The 14781-nt window shown below is 54.9% G+C and carries 15 protein-coding genes; 4 read left to right on the forward strand and 11 right to left on the reverse strand.

Annotation, left to right across the window (positions count from 1 at the left end; translation table 11 throughout):
• Window positions 1-31 precede the first annotated feature (31 nt).
• From AC5FXY_RS07550 to mazG, 9 genes are all read right to left on the reverse strand, one after another.
• The gene (locus tag AC5FXY_RS07550) at window positions 32-1654 is read right to left on the reverse strand and encodes a tetratricopeptide repeat protein (RefSeq protein ID WP_493556043.1); all 1623 of its coding nucleotides are present in this window, start codon (window positions 1652-1654) and stop codon (window positions 32-34) included.
• A 55-nt stretch (window positions 1655-1709) separates the two neighbouring features.
• A complete protein-coding gene (locus AC5FXY_RS07555) occupies window positions 1710-2684 on the reverse strand; it encodes a PstS family phosphate ABC transporter substrate-binding protein (RefSeq protein ID WP_493556044.1) in 975 nt (324 codons plus the stop codon).
• On the reverse strand, window positions 2665-2919 hold the full coding sequence (locus AC5FXY_RS07560; protein WP_493556045.1) for a hypothetical protein: 255 nt from the start codon (window positions 2917-2919) through the stop codon (window positions 2665-2667). Before AC5FXY_RS07560 ends, AC5FXY_RS07555 begins: the two co-directional genes overlap by 20 nt.
• A gap of 177 nt (window positions 2920-3096) precedes the next feature.
• Window positions 3097-3915: an energy transducer TonB gene (locus AC5FXY_RS07565; RefSeq protein WP_493556046.1), complete on the reverse strand. Its 819-nt coding sequence runs from the start codon at window positions 3913-3915 to the stop codon at window positions 3097-3099.
• A 227-nt stretch (window positions 3916-4142) separates the two neighbouring features.
• Complete coding sequence (locus tag AC5FXY_RS07570; RefSeq protein WP_493556047.1) at window positions 4143-4970, reverse strand: energy transducer TonB; 828 nt, start codon at window positions 4968-4970, stop codon at window positions 4143-4145.
• A complete protein-coding gene (locus AC5FXY_RS07575; protein WP_493556048.1) occupies window positions 4967-5494 on the reverse strand; it encodes an ExbD/TolR family protein in 528 nt (175 codons plus the stop codon). The genes AC5FXY_RS07570 and AC5FXY_RS07575 overlap by 4 nt, the downstream gene beginning before the upstream one ends.
• 4 nt (window positions 5495-5498) lie before the next feature.
• Window positions 5499-6122, reverse strand: coding sequence for an ExbD/TolR family protein (locus AC5FXY_RS07580; protein ID WP_493556049.1), 624 nt, complete (start codon window positions 6120-6122; stop codon window positions 5499-5501).
• A 55-nt stretch (window positions 6123-6177) separates the two neighbouring features.
• Window positions 6178-7059 carry a MotA/TolQ/ExbB proton channel family protein gene (locus AC5FXY_RS07585; protein WP_493556050.1) on the reverse strand — a complete coding sequence of 294 codons (882 nt, stop codon included), beginning with the start codon at window positions 7057-7059 and terminating at the stop codon, window positions 6178-6180.
• 287 nt (window positions 7060-7346) lie between these two features.
• Window positions 7347-8162, reverse strand: a complete 816-nt coding sequence (gene mazG, locus AC5FXY_RS07590) for a nucleoside triphosphate pyrophosphohydrolase (RefSeq protein ID WP_493556051.1) — start codon at window positions 8160-8162, stop codon at window positions 7347-7349.
• Window positions 8163-8268: 106 nt separating this feature from the next.
• On the opposite strand from mazG, the gene glmM reads away from it, so the two are divergent.
• Both glmM and AC5FXY_RS07600 read left to right on the forward strand, forming a co-directional pair.
• Entirely contained in the window at window positions 8269-9657 is a 1389-nt protein-coding gene (glmM, locus tag AC5FXY_RS07595; protein WP_493556052.1) for a phosphoglucosamine mutase, read from the forward strand.
• A 194-nt stretch (window positions 9658-9851) separates the two neighbouring features.
• Entirely contained in the window at window positions 9852-10997 is a 1146-nt protein-coding gene (locus AC5FXY_RS07600; protein ID WP_493556053.1) for a cysteine desulfurase family protein, read from the forward strand.
• Window positions 10998-11004: 7 nt separating this feature from the next.
• Here the strand turns inward: AC5FXY_RS07600 and AC5FXY_RS07605 are convergent, their stop codons facing one another.
• A complete protein-coding gene (locus AC5FXY_RS07605; protein ID WP_493556054.1) occupies window positions 11005-12192 on the reverse strand; it encodes a hypothetical protein in 1188 nt (395 codons plus the stop codon).
• Window positions 12189-13178, reverse strand: a complete 990-nt coding sequence (locus AC5FXY_RS07610) for a DUF2157 domain-containing protein (protein WP_493556055.1) — start codon at window positions 13176-13178, stop codon at window positions 12189-12191. The genes AC5FXY_RS07605 and AC5FXY_RS07610 overlap by 4 nt, the downstream gene beginning before the upstream one ends.
• A 303-nt stretch (window positions 13179-13481) precedes the next feature.
• On the opposite strand from AC5FXY_RS07610, the gene AC5FXY_RS07615 reads away from it, so the two are divergent.
• Both AC5FXY_RS07615 and AC5FXY_RS07620 read left to right on the forward strand, forming a co-directional pair.
• On the forward strand, window positions 13482-14159 hold the full coding sequence (locus AC5FXY_RS07615; RefSeq protein WP_493556056.1) for a hypothetical protein: 678 nt from the start codon (window positions 13482-13484) through the stop codon (window positions 14157-14159).
• Window positions 14160-14186: 27 nt separating this feature from the next.
• On the forward strand, window positions 14187-14720 hold the full coding sequence (locus AC5FXY_RS07620) for a PRC-barrel domain-containing protein (protein ID WP_493556057.1): 534 nt from the start codon (window positions 14187-14189) through the stop codon (window positions 14718-14720).
• The last annotated feature ends 61 nt before the right edge of the window (window positions 14721-14781 follow it).

Genomic DNA, 14781 nt, shown 5'->3' on the forward strand with positions numbered 1-14781 from the left:
CAGCGGGCTTTTGCATAGACAGTCAGCCTCCTTACTTCTTGCGAACTGGAGCCTTGGCAGGCGCTTTTGCCGAAGATTTCTTGGTGATGTCATTGATAGCAGCCTTAGCTTGCTCATCGCCGGGGTTCAGAGCCTGGGCTTGCTGCCAGTAGGGGAGGGATGCCTGCTTATCACCTTTCTGGTAATAGTAGTAGCCCAGGTACCGGTAGGCCTCAGACAAGCCTTCGCGGTTTTTCTCCGGATCGGCTTTGGCAAGCTCGATGTACTGCTCGTAGTGCGGTTTGGCCAATCCTTGCTTGGTGTCGGGGTCTAAGTTCGCATTGAACTGACCGCGCAGCAAGTGACCAGGAGCATAAGTTGGACGAGCCGTTACCACAATATTCAGCAGGCTGTCGGCTTGCGTGTACTGCTTGTTGAGGCTGTAGATGTTGGCCAAGCGCACCTGATCCGTCAGTTGGGCACCGCCGTTCGCCATCTTGGCCCGGTAAACGCCAATAGCTTTCGGGTAATCCTTCTTCAGCAGGTAAGCGGCAGCAAGGTCGTTCTGCAGTTCGTTGGCTTTTTTAGGATCAGCCTTAATGGCGCGCTCAATGATGGCAATACCCTCATCGGAACGGCCAGCTTTGGTTAGCATTTTGCCCTGGTACACGTAGTCTTCGGTGATGACCTTATCCGCCGGAGCCATCTTCATGTACTTATCCATGGCTGCTACCGCCTGCTCATTCTGACCGGTTTCAAACAGGGTGTAAGCCTGCAGACGGTTCATCGTGAGGTTGCTAGGGTCCTTAGCCAGAACTTCCTGAATTTGCGTTAGCGCTTCAGGATACTTCTTGTTGAGGTACAAGAAGGCCGCATAAGTCGCTTGGGTATTTGGCGACTTCTCCGACATGTCCGTGTACTTCTTCATCGTCTGCGAAGCCTGATCGTACTGACCACCGTAGTAGTACATTTCGGCCATGTCGCGGTAGACCGGCGCAAAGTTCGGGTCTAGGCTTATTACCTTCTGGAAGTTGGCCAAAGCCTCATTACCGTTGCGCGAACGAACGTTGAGCTGACCCTTTTTGAAGTATGCAGGCAGGTAGTTCGGGTCGGCTGCGATGGCACGGTCGTAAGCATTCATCGCGTCACCGCCACCGGTTTCCCGCTTTTGGTGAATATCACCCAGCGTCACCAGCATCGCCGGTTCATCCTTCTTGTTGACCTTAATGGCTTGATTGATGTACTCAATGCCCTTCTGGTCGTCTTTGACGGACGATTCAGCGTAAGCCTGCCCAATTGCAGCAAGCACCTGTGCGTTCTTGCCTTTGGTTGATTTTACGGCATTGTCGAACTGAATTTCAGCTTCGGCGCGCTTGCCTTGAGCCAAAAACGCCCGACCAGCTGCTACCGCAGCCATCGGCGATTTGGGCTCCTTAGAGGCCAAGTTGAAATAGTAAGCTGCAGAGTCGGCGCGTTCTTGCATTTCATACAAACGACCGAGTTGGAAGGCAGCATCAAAGCTGGTTTGGCTCAGCGGCAACAGTGTGCGTTTGGCCTCACTGTAACGCTCGAGTTCAATAGCCTTTTGAGCAGTTTGCACATTTTGGGCAAAAGCCGCCGAACCGGCAAGCGAGAAAGCAGCGAAAAACGTGAGCTTCCAGGGCTTAATGTTCATGAGGTAAGGGTGAGTGAAGGAATGAGAGACAATATCAGCAACCTGCGGCGCAATCCTATTCGCGGTTCGCTTGAATGAGGCGCACCTGGCCGGTGGCAGGCATTAAACCTGATTTCAAGAAAATCAGTTGCCCTTTGTTGCCAGCTATGAAAGATGCAAACCCAGTGCCAAGTCCAACCCGGGCTTCGCGACTGATGATGTACAACTTACGGCGCAATGGATATTCCCCGGTTGCGAGGTAAGCCTGGTAGGGCTTCACGTAATCGGTGGGGCGAGCTGGCGAGGCTACCTTTCCGATGGCGGCAACTTTTACCCGGTGCAGAAAATTCTGCACCTGAGCATCGTCTTGGTCGCTGATCCAGTTAACACCGATTACGCCTATTGCGTTCGGATGAGTTGCTACGTAATCGATGAGCTTAGGGTTGGATTCGCTGGCAAAGATCTGCTTTGCTAGTGCCGTACCGCGGGTAACGGAGTCTTGCACATAACGGGCAGTGCTCGAACGGTTCTGGTCAAACACTACGCTGATGTCGCCCAGTTTGCTTGCCTTGCCGCTGACTTGGGTCCACTTGGTTTTCTGCCCCGTGAATATGTCACGCAGTTGGGCCATCGACAATAGCGAATCTGGATTGGAAGGATGGACGATAATGGCCACGCCATCCGTCGCAATGTGAGTTACCCGTGGTACGATTTTCAGGCGTTCAAATTCGGCCCGTTCGTCAGCAGTCAATTCCCGCGATACGACCGCAGCTCGAACCTTGTCGTCCATCAAATCGCGCATCACTTCCTGCTCAGGCTTATAATCAGCCTGTACCCGAGCGTACTCGTAAAGCTTTTGAAAGGTATCGACGTGCGACTTCAGAATAGGTTCAAACGTGTTGTCGATGCTGACACGGATGCTGCCCGAAGTGGACGTTTCTTCTATGTCGGTAGTGCCATCGGGGTTGGTACGGTTGCAGCCGGTGAGCAGCAGGGCGCTCAAGGCCAATACCGCGCCCGTGACGCGCCAGTTATCGTTGAACAGAGTCATGACGTTTGCGGAAATGCTGTCGGAAGGTGCGAACAAATCTAATGAGTCCGTAAATGATGAACATGGCGCCTACCACACGGCGGGCGGTCATCGACAGCTTGAACATGCCGGCAGGCGCCGCCATCATAAACGAACCAAGTCCTACATACACCGTTGCCATCACCAGCATGAAGTAGCGCATTACCTGCTGCCCTTGGCGCTGGTTGATGCGTTCGTCGGCATTGGTTTGAAGCATAGCAGATGAAAGTTCGGGAAAGACTTTTGTCTTCTTAACGTGTAAATGTAGAAGGTTTGTTCTCTGAAATCAGATATAGTGATGTAAGTGGGCTGCCGTAAGAAACCACCAGCCGATCCATAATCTGTTTGGATCGGCTGGTGGTAAATGCCTTATGTGGCGGCTAAGAATAAGCTTTTAATGGGCAAGCTTAAAAGTTATGGGCAGGGTGTACCGTACCGCCACTGCTTGGCCATTTTGTCGTCCCGGTTGCCAAGGGGGCATATTCTTAATTACCCGGGTAGCTTCCTCATCGGTTCCGTAGCCTAGGCCTTTGATTACCATCACATCGACAATGGAGCCAGCCGCATCCACTGTGAAAGCGACAAATACCTTGCCTTCCACTTGTTCACGAATGGCCTGAGCTGGATAACGCAAGTTCTTCTGCAGGTACTTGTTCAAAGCAGCGGCCCCGCCTTCAAACTCGGGCATAAATTCCACGTGAACGAAAGGGGCATTACTAGCTGCAGGCGCTGTTGCAGCCTGTCCATTGCCAACCTCGCCCGTAGTAGGAGCTACGGTTTCTGGGCCAGCCTCGCCCGGACGGTCATAAGAGCCAATTTCTACTTCCGCTGGAATATCGTCGAGTGATATAGGCGGGGTTGTGACAAGGTTATCCGCTTTGACTTTTGTGGGCAATGCTACCATGCGCCTTGGCTTGGCGGCTGCTTGAGGCATTGGGGCTACTGGCTCAACTGGCTTGGTGGTGGGCAGTACAGGGACGTCTGTTAGCACAATAACACTCGACTTAGGTGGCGTGACTACCACCGCTGGCTTAAGCTTTTGCGCAATCATTGGCGCGATGACCAATAGCAGGAATAAGGATACTGCAATGGCTAATGCTCGGCGTAGATGCTGCGGGTAGGAGCGGCGAAGTTGAAAAGCACCATAAGCTTTGTTGCGGCCCTCAAACACAATGTCGTCTAAGGAAGGTGGGGTGAGATGGAGCGGGGTCATGGCGGGTGTATGGTTAAGGTGAACGAATAGCAACCTAACTCTGGTCCGACCTCCTTTTTCGCCTCTCTCACCTTTGAGCCTGACCTTCAACCTCAAAACGCCTGCGCTTAACTCGGTGGTATGTACATATGCAGAAAAAGTTATACAACCCTCCAAAACACAAACCCCCGAACCAAGGTCAACTTGATTCGGGGGGAGTGATTTTCTACCGTTAGACGGTCAGTAGCTTACCGGATAGTAAAGGTTACCGGTACCGTGTACGATACGCTAACTGCGCGGCCGTTCTGCTTACCAGGTGACCAAGCCGGCATGGCTTTGATCACGCGAACTGCTTCTTCGTCGCAACCGGCACCAATGCCTTTGGTCACTTTGACCTCGGTGATTTGACCAGATGGGCCTACCACGAAGTTTACGAATACTTTGCCTTCAACTTGGTTGCGCAGTGCGAGCGGTGGGTACTTGATGTTCTTACCTAGGTATTGCATCAGGCCTTCCATGCCGCCCGGAGGCTGGGGCATCTGTTCTACGTAGGTGTAGACTTTTGCCTCTACTACTTCCTCTACCACCTTGTTGTCGCCGTCGCCCAAGCCGCTTAGGTCAAGGACGTTGTCGGTGTTACCCTTTACGGTAACCGTCGATACCACTTTGTCCTCCAGTTCTTCCTGGTTGGGAATCTCCTGTACTTTCTTCACCTCTTCGTCGCGCTTTACGACAGGCGGGGTGAACTTTACAGTCGACAACTTGGGGGGAGGGGGTGGCGGAGCCGTGGGGGGAGGAGGAGGGGGCGGAGGTGCCTGCTGCTCCAAGGGCGGAGCTTCAAGGACAATCTCCGTTTCCTTTTTGGGCTTCTCTACTACTTCTTCCTTCGGGGTCAGTATCCGAGCAATAAGCGGCGCGCATACAAACAACACGAAGAAAAGAGCAGCTACGAGGAAAGCGCGGGTTACGTGCTTGTCGTACAGCTTGCGCAGTACATAAGCGCCGTAGGCCTTATTGCGACCTTCGAAGATGATATCCTCGAAGGAGGCCCGGGCCAGTTGGCTGTTGTCCATCATAGGCCAGAAGATTTAATTAGGTCTTCGTCGTCTTTCGTGATGTCAACCAGCGCGTATTTCTTCTGCGTGGTAATGTTCATCTCGTCGAGGATGTCGACCATGTTCTTGTAGTTCGAGTTGTCAGCAGGCTTGATGAGTACCGTAGTATTCGGTACCCGTTGCCGCCGCTCCAGAAGAGCCTGACGGATGCCATTGCTCGAGAAATCGGTCAGCTTCAACTCAGGCTTGCTGGTAGCGTCTACCAAGCCTTCATAGTAGTAAACCTTGTCTTTCTCGCTCAGCAGTACCGTAAAGGCTTCCGATGCTTTAAGCGCCAGCGGTTCCGGGTCATTCGGCTCGGGCGGCACAGGCATCGTAATCTGCATCACGTTAGGCTTTGCAAAAGTCGTCGTGAGCATGAAGAACGTCAGCAGCAGGAAGGCCAAGTCCACCATCGGGGTCATGTCGATTTTGGTCGACATTTTCTTGGCCCGCTTCTTCCCGCCTTTTCCGCCGGAGTCGCCTTGTTGTTGTATTTCTGCCATGGTGCTATTTGCTAGCCATCGGCTGCATTTCCAGGTCGGTGATTAGATAGAAACGGTTCAATTTCTTTTCCTGCAGCGACTCAATGACGTCCTTCACCGTCGGTACATCCGCCTGACCGTCGCCCTTAATGGCGATGTAAGGGGCTTGTTGGAACTGAGCTACGCTTACCGAGCGAGCAGCCATTACCCATTCAATCATTTGATTGTTGAGTGAGTCATACGGAATACCCGGCTGCTTGTAAGCTTTACGGTCTTCCGCGCTCAGGCTGAGGTAAGCAGGCAGTTGCTGTACAGGTACACCAAAATCGGGCAGGGCCGCGAAGCGTTGCTTCTGAGCTGGCGTAAAGCTTAAGCCATACTTGCCAGCAATCTGATCCAGCGCCTTGATTTTGATGGGTTGACCCGACATTGAAAAGAACACGCGCTTATCCTTATCGATGGTAAGCTGAATAACGTTCTTTTCGGGCAACTGCTTTTCCGAAGTGGACGAAGGGGTGTCTACTACCACCGCAACGTCTTCCGACGGCGTGGCGGTAAGCATGAAGAAAGTCACCAGCAAGAAGGCCAAGTCCACCATCGGGGTCATGTCCAGCGACGGCGACGTTCTGTGGGGTTTTACTTTAGGCATTTCTAGCTAGGTTGAAGGGTTCAGAATCCGTAACGTACAACGGGGCGTATTTAGTTTACGCAGCGCCGTGTACGCGCTCTTCACCGTGCTGAGCGGCAAAGGTCTGGATGATGCTGAAGCCAGCTTCGTCGATGCTGTAGGTCAACTCGTCAATCTTGCTCGTGAAGAAGTTGTAAGCAATAATGGCGATGGCCGAGGTCAAGATACCCAGAGCCGTGTTGATCAGAGCTTCCGAAATACCGTTGGCCAGACCTACTGCGTCCGGAGCACCGGCGTTTGCCAGAGCGGCGAAGGCGTTGATCATACCGAATACAGTACCGAGCAGACCTACCAGCGTAGCTACCGAAGCAAGAGTCGAGATGATAACCAAGTTCTTCTCGAGCATAGGCAGCTCCAGCGCGGTGGTTTCTTCGATTTCCTTCTGGATAGCAAGGATCTTCTGGTCTTTTTCCATGCCACGCTCACGCGACATTTCCTGGTACTTCAGGAGGCCCGACTTCACTACGTTAGCTACCGAGCCCTTCTGCTGGTCGCAAACGGCAATTGCACCGGTGATGTCGTTGACGTTCAGCTTCTGACGGATCGAGCGCACGAAGCCTTCGATGCCTTTAGTGCCTTTGGCCTTGCTGATAGTCAGGAAACGTTCGATCGAGAAGGTAATCACGATGAGCAACTGAGCCATCAGGATCGGTACGATAAAACCGCCCTTGTACACGATGCCGAGGTAATTGCCGGGCAGCGGGTGGTTGGCTGGATTGCCGCCTTGGAAGTTGCCAGGATTTCCTAGAACGAACTTATAGATTGCAATAGCCACTGCCAGTGCCAGCGGAATTACGATAGCAGCGAATACAGAGCCGCCCTTCGCTTCGCCCTTCGGCGCAGGTGCAGCGGGACGAGCCGGAGCCGCAGGCTTGTTCATGGCATTCTTTTGTTCCATTGTTCCGGAGAATTAGGGAAAGTGGGTTGGTGAAAAAGGTTGAACTGTGGGTTGGAAAGTAGTAAACTACTGAAAGACCTAAGACAGCGGAGCCCCGCTCACCCGCACGATTTGCTTCGGAAAAGAGAAGCGAAACTCGTGGGTCTGCTCGTGTGCGGGGCCTTCGTTAGTAGTAGGTCTATCCTTGGCAAACCTAAACAAAAGGCTTTGCGTCGCCAAATTAAAAATGCGTCTAAAGCGTTTAAACCGGTACTTGACCCGAAAAAAGGCTATTTTAAGGGGTCTGATTAAGTTCCATCGGAAGGTGGCTTCTTGGCTTCTTCCCAATAACGGTCCATCTCAGCTAAAGTAAGATTCGATAGCTGCTGACCGGACTGTGCAACGGCCGTTTCGAGGTACTGAAACCGCCGAATAAACTTGCGGTTGGTTTGCTCTAATGCTTCTTCTGGATTGATACCCGCAAATCGGGCGAAGTTGACGAGGGAGAACAGCAGGTCTCCAAATTCAGCCGTGGCTCTTTGCTGATCCTGAACGTCGCCATTTTGAAACTCTTCACCGAACTCCTGCAACTCTTCCTGCACTTTGTCCCACACCTGCTCTTTGTGTTCCCAATCGAAGCCAGCGCCACGTGCTTTTTCCTGGATGCGCATGGACTTTACCAACGCTGGTAGCGACATAGGTACGCCTCCAAGAACAGAATCGTTCCCCTTCTCCTTGAGTTTCAGTAGCTCCCAGTTTCGTTTGACGTCTTCCTCGCTGCTTACGGTGACTTCGCCATAAATGTGCGGATGCCGATGAATAAGCTTCTCGCACTGAGCGTTTAAAACATCGGCAATATCGAAATGACCGGTTTCGCTGGCAATCTTGGCATAGAAAACCAGGTGCAACATCACATCCCCCAACTCTTTCTTTAAGTCTGGCAGGTCATTGCGCAGAATAGCGTCGCCGAGCTCGTAGGTTTCCTCAATGGTGAGGTGTCTTAAGCTCTGCAACGTCTGTTTTCGGTCCCACGGGCATTCAGCACGGAGACGGTCCAGAACATCCAATAATCGATTGAAAGCAGCCAGCTGCTCGGGGCGGCGAGCGAGGGTATTGTACTCCATGGTTGCCAAATATACGGCGCAGGCAAAGAACCGGATGAAGCCTAAGGCAGTATAGGCAGGTCAGTAGGTATTCGCTACTTTTGCCCGCTGAAAAATTCAAATACTGGTGGCACTAATCAAATCCATTTCGGGCATTCGGGGTACCATTGGCGGCGCGGCGGGACAGGCTCTCACCCCCATCGATGTGGTAAAATTCACTGCCGCTTTCGGCACGTGGGTAGTTAGCCAAACACAGATTCGCACCATCGTGGTGGGGCGCGATGCCCGCTTGTCGGGCGACATGGTCAACAAGTTGGTAATCGGTACCTTGCAGGGGCTGGGCATCGACGTCGTAGACCTGGGGCTGAGCACCACGCCTACCGTGGAAATGGAAGTGCCGGCCCGTAAGGCGGGCGGTGGCATTATCCTGACGGCCTCGCACAATCCTAAGCAGTGGAACGCGCTGAAGCTGCTTAATCACAAAGGCGAATTTATTTCCGACGCCGACGGGCAACTGGTGTTGCAATTGGCCGAACAGGAAGCATTTGACTTTGCGCCCGTAACAAACCTCGGTCAGGTAACTACCGACAATGAGGCCCTGCAGAAGCACATTGAGGCAATTTTAGCTTTACCATTGGTGGATGCGGAGGCGATTAAGGCCAAAAACTTCCGCGTAGCAGTGGACGCCGTGAATTCGTCGGGCGGTTTTGCCGTGCCGATGTTGCTCGAGGCGCTGGGCGTATCGAAAATTGAGAAGCTGTATTGTGAGCCCACCGGTGATTTTGCGCACAATCCCGAACCACTGCCCGAGAACCTGCGCGACATTGCGAAGGTGCTTGAAAAAGGCTCGTTTGACCTTGGTATTGTGGTAGATCCGGACGTGGACCGGCTGGCGCTTATCAACGAGGACGGCACCATGTTTGGCGAGGAATACACGCTGGTAGCTGTGGCCGATTACGTGCTGCAACAACAGGGCGGCGGCAACACCGTGAGCAACCTGAGCAGCACCCGGGCCCTGCGCGATGTGACGGAAAAGCACGGCGGCTCTTACGCTGCTGCTGCCGTGGGGGAGGTGAACGTGGTGACGATGATGAAGCAAACCAACGCCGTAATTGGCGGTGAAGGTAATGGCGGCATCATCTACCCGGAGTTGCACTACGGCCGCGACGCCTTGGTAGGCATTGCACTGTTTTTGACGCATTTGGCCAAATCAGGCAAGACGATGACGCGCTTGCGGGCTTCGTATCCGAACTACTTTATTTCAAAGAACAAGATCGAGCTGACACCGGAAATCAACACGGACCACGTGTTGGAGCAGATGGAAAAGCGCTACGCCAAGCAGCCGGTGAATACCATCGACGGCGTAAAGATTGAGTTTGACAAGGAGTGGGTACACCTGCGCAAGTCGAACACCGAGCCGATTATTCGCATCTATGCGGAGTCGGATTCCAATGCTACGGCCGATCATTTGGCTAACAAGATCATTGCCGACATCAAGGAAATCATCAACCACTAAGCAGTGGTCGAAAATTGGTTTTGCAAGTGGTGCCACAGCTTCAGAGTTGTGGCACCACTTGTTTTAGGCCAGTATTGAAGCGGCACTTTGCTCTTCCGTAAATAGTTGAGTGCAACGGTAACCGGGCCAAAGCAGCTCGGGTATAGGCAATCTGTTATTTTTGCATTCCACCCCCAATGCGTTAGCTCCGCCCTATGACTTCGGTTTACTTCGACAACGCTGCTACCACGCCCCTCGACCCGGAAGTGCTGGATGCTATGCTGCCTTTCTTCCAGGAGCACTTTGGCAACCCTAGCTCCATCCACGGCCACGGGCGTAAGGTGCGTGCGGCCATTGAGAATGCCCGTAAAACCATTGCGCATCTGCTCAATGCTGCGCCAGCCGAAATCAGCTTTACCTCAGGCGGGACGGAAGCCGATAACTGTGCCGCGTTTGGGTCGATCCGTACCTTCGGGCTAAAGCATGCCATTACCTCGAAGCTGGAGCATCACGCGGTGCTGCACACGTTGCAGGCCTTGGAAAAAAGCGGCGAAATTGAGTTGAGCTACGTGAGCTTTGATGAGCGCGGGCAACTGGATTTAGCGCATTTGGAAGAGTTGCTGGGTTCGCACACCCGCTCATTTGTGTCGTTGATGCACGGCAATAATGAAATCGGCAATCTGAACGACATTAAGGCCATTGGGGAACTATGTCGGCAGCACGGTGCCATCTTCCACACCGATACGGTGCAGACGATGGGCCATTACCGCCACAATGTGCGCGACTTGGGCTGCCACTTTCTGGTGGGTTCAGCGCACAAGTTTCACGGCCCGAAGGGCGCGGGTTTCCTGTTCACCAATTCTGAAGTGCAGGTTCAACCGCTCATTCACGGTGGCTCGCAGGAGCGCAACCAGCGTGCCGGCACTGAAAATGTGTACGGCGTGGTGGGTCTGGCCAAAGCACTTGAAATTGCTTACCGCGACATGGCCGAGCACCAGCGCCACATCCAAGGCCTGAAGGACCGTTTTGTGGAGCGGTTGCGGGCTGAAATCGATGATGTACAATTCAATGGGCTTTCGGCCGAGGCTGATCAGAGCTTGTACACGGTTCTGAGCGTGAGCTTGCCGCCGTCGGACTTGAACGAAATGCTACTGTTTAACTTAGACATCAACCACGTGTCGGCTTCGGGTGGTTCGGCTTGTACCAGCGGCTCCAACATCGGCTCGCACGTGCTGACGGCTTTGGGCTGCGACCCGGCCCGTGGTGCAGTGCGCTTTTCCATGAGCAAGTACAACACCGCCGACGAAGTGGACTATGCCGTGGCCCAGCTGGCCAAGATGTACCGCAAAGTGCCGGCCTAAACCGTCGTTAATAAGACCCGGTGGCACCGCCGCCGCCCGACTGCCCGCCCCCGAACGAAAAGCCCTCGGCTACCGGTTCGGGGGCGGGTGCCGTTTCAGCCACTACCAACGATTCCAGGTTGAAGTGCGGCGCCTGCTCGTCGTCACGGGCGGAGGTGAGGCCGCGACGCGTAATGCGCAAGTAGCGCGTGGCCCACACACTGAGGAGAATGAGCATAATGCCTGCCAGCGTGGCGGCTGTTTCAGCGGGCAACACGCTGCGGTAGTGGCGCAGGGTGTACAGCGAAAACACGGTGATGCCTAAGCCGACGAGCAGCCAAACGCGGTCGTGGCGACGCAGGCCTACTGCTATGTAAACTAATGGGATGCCGGCTGTGAGTCCGTAGAAAAGCGGGGCGAGCGGAATCTGGGCTGAAATGGATTGGTCGTTGAGCAGGGCGTTGCCTTCGCGCACCACCAAGTAATTGACCGCCAAGTAGCCGACGAGCAGTGTCAGGGCACGCACGGCGGTAAGGCAACGGAAATAGTAGTGCTGACTGGGCCGACGAGCCAGCTTATCGACCACGAAATGAACCCCGGCCGAAGTCAGTAGCAAGGCGAAGGGCAGAAGCAGCCGGCCCAGTGGGAAACTCAGGAGTTCATTGCCGACAATAAGCAACAGCGTGATAAAGGCCGCGGCGGCCACAAGGCGGTCGGCGTAGCGCAAGGTGGCTCCCACGAGCAATAGCAGGGTAGGACCCAGTAGTAGCAGCACCGATGCGCTGCCCGGCGCGAATGTGTTGCCGCCCAGACGCCAGTGCGCTCCTTCCACGATGCAGTAGCCCCATAGCACGACGATGCCGATGAGCACCAGATAGAGCAGGGCATTGTCGGGGCCGGCGTGGTAAAGCTGCTTTTCGCGGATAAACATTTCCAGTGCTACGGCTCCTAACGAGGTACTTAGCAGTAACGTAGCTACAAAATGACCGTCGGTAGTAAGTGCTAGGAAGCCAACTCCGGCCAAAGCGCCGATGATGGTGAAGACGAACAGCACCGCACGCACGAAGATATTGGGGCGGTAGAAGGGTAGCGGGTATTGCTCCTCTATGGTACGATGTTGTTCCGCCGTGAGTAAACCGTGGCGGTGCCAGCGGTCAGCAGCGCGGCGCATGGCCTCATGCCGGGCCCATGCTGGGTTGTAGGCTTGCCAGTTCATGCGCCGCGAATCAGCTTTTTCAAGTTTATAAAGAACAGCACGATGCCGACCGTGGAAAGGATGAAGTACAGCATAGCCAGCAGAAAGACTCCTTCGGAAGCCGAGAAGCTAACGGCACTGAACACCAGGTAAGTCACGGCGATGTAGCCGTACAGTGCCCCCATCAGTAAAAAAAGGTAGGAGTGCGTGTGCCGAGCGTACCAGATCAGCCCTGCGCTGACCACGATAATCAGCACCGCCGCCAAGCTAGGTGGCAGCACTTGCCGCGAGTAGGCTTCGAACATGGTGGCTGTGGCGGCAATTAGCAGCAGGTTGCTGCCGAGCGAGAGGTAAGTAAAGGCGAAGTGCGCTTTGCGCCGCAGGTATTCCGACAAAAAGCCCGCTGTCATGAGCGTCAGACCAAAGAACAAAGCAGCTTCGGTTAGGCGGGCAGCAAAAAAGTCATTGAGTGAGTAGGCCGACAGCGGCGCCACCGCCACCCCAACCCAAGAAGCCAGCGCCGTAATGGCCATTGCCAATACTCCGCGGTGGTCGAAGCGGTACGCCAGGACCAAGAAGACAGCAGCAGGCAGCAGAGTGGCTAGCCCGTAGCGCGAGCCGAATATCTGGTACTGCACCTGCAGGTACGTTTCCAAGGCCAGAAACAGCAGGCAGCCGAACAGCAGGGCGTAATCAGGCAAGAAACCGTTGCGTGGCGCTTCGGCCCAGGTGAAGGGCTGTTGACGGCGGAAGGCGTAAGCAAATGCCAGAAGCATGGCCGCCGCAATGGCCGTAACGATAACGCCGTGGCCAATTTGGTCGATGTGCTGGTAGAGTAGCACACCCACGCCACCGGTGAGCAAAACAATGCCGAGGTACAACAGCGTACGTAGCTCATAGTAAAGCGAGAACGGTCGCGCGTGTTCGTCTTCGCGAATGGCAGACGCCTGCTCAACTGGCAGCAGGCCTCGGGTCTGAAGTTCCTGCAGGAAAGAATCGGTATGCATGGCAATGGAAGCAGTGGCTAAGTAAACATAGGTGGTTTTGCATGCTTTCAGTTGGAGTGCATGTTCCGTTAGCGTAGTTCGGCCGCTCACTGCCCTGCAACCCTAACTAGATGCTATTAGGGTCATAGCGCAACACAGCTGCAGCCTCATTACTCTCCTTGACTATATCCCCCCGCCGGTGTTGCCGTAAGGATAAATGGGGCCTGACAAACGGCCCGCACGGCGGTTGGGCCAGTATAGCAAAGCACCTATTTTCGCTGTGGCGCGTATGGCTACGCCGAAGCCTTTTCCCTATCCACATCCATGGCCGAAATCAACATCCAACGCAAAAAGAAGACGGTAAGCCCGTGGCTGCTGATCTTGCTGGTGCTCGTGCTGCTCGGGCTAGGCATCTGGTACTTGGTCAGCCGCGACCCAGGCCGGCCAGACCTTGGTCCGCCCACGGCACCTGCCCCGGTCAGCACCGTGACGCCCGGAGCACCCACCAGCCCGACTGCCAACCAGAATCCGAACGCAACCTCCACCGGCGACCCGTCCATTGGGGCGCTGGCTACCGACAGTGACGAAACGGAGGTGACCGAGGCCGCCGATTTCTACGCCTTCGTGGCCGATGACCCAGCCAGCACCGCCTATGCCCAACGCGGGCTGACCATGCTCAGCACCGTGCTCGTAGATATGGCTGACCGCCCCGACCTGCGAGACGCGGCTGTGTCGGAAAAGCGCAACGATCTGACCAGCGCCACCAGCCGCGTAGCCGATGGCGGCTCGCTGCGGCCAGGCTTTGTAGCGGTGGCCGAGCTGATGCAGGAAATGCAGCGTCGCGGCTACCCTACCATCGAGCGGGAAACGCGTTCCTTGGTAGAACGCGCCGGGCAGCTGAGCGGCCGCACCGCCACGTCCGCGGAGCAACAGGCTACCCAGCAATTTTTCCAGCAAGCCGCTAACGTGCTGCGCGTGCTCGAAAAGCCCGTTAACTCTTAATCTGACTTCCTTCTTCTTTCTCTGCTGATGGAAACCTCACCCATCCCAAGCGCCGAGGGTATGCACTTGGTGCGTCTGCGCGACTTACAAGATTTTGAAGTAGCCGATAACAGCCTCGACGTGCGCGGCTGGTCAGTACGTGGCTCCGACGGCAAGAAGTTCGGCGACGTGTACGAGCTGATTGTGGAACCCTCTGCCATGAAGGTGCGCTACCTCGATATCGAGCTGGACGCTTCGCTCAAAGTGGACAAGTATGCCCGCCACATCCTGCTGCCCATCGGCGCTGCCGCGCTCGACGACGACGGCAACAACGTATTCGTGCCGGGCCTGACAAGTGAATCGGTGCTGAACTACCCGCCTTACATGCAAATCAGCATCAGCCGCGACTATGAAGAAGCCATGCTACGGGCGCTTAGTTTGCCCGTGCCTTCTCCCGAGGCTACCACGCCGTTCTATGACCAACCCAGTTACAGCGAGGACTACTTTTACAACCGTCGCCGCCCCGCAGAGCTTTCGAGCAGCTTTCGTCGGCGCGACGACAACCAAGCCCCACTGAGCTAACGTCAGAAATGCCCGGCATGCAAAAGCCGCCTGAGTAATCATTCAGGCGGCTTTTGCATGC

The sequence above is a fragment of the Hymenobacter sp. FMD4 genome (assembly GCF_058932745.1).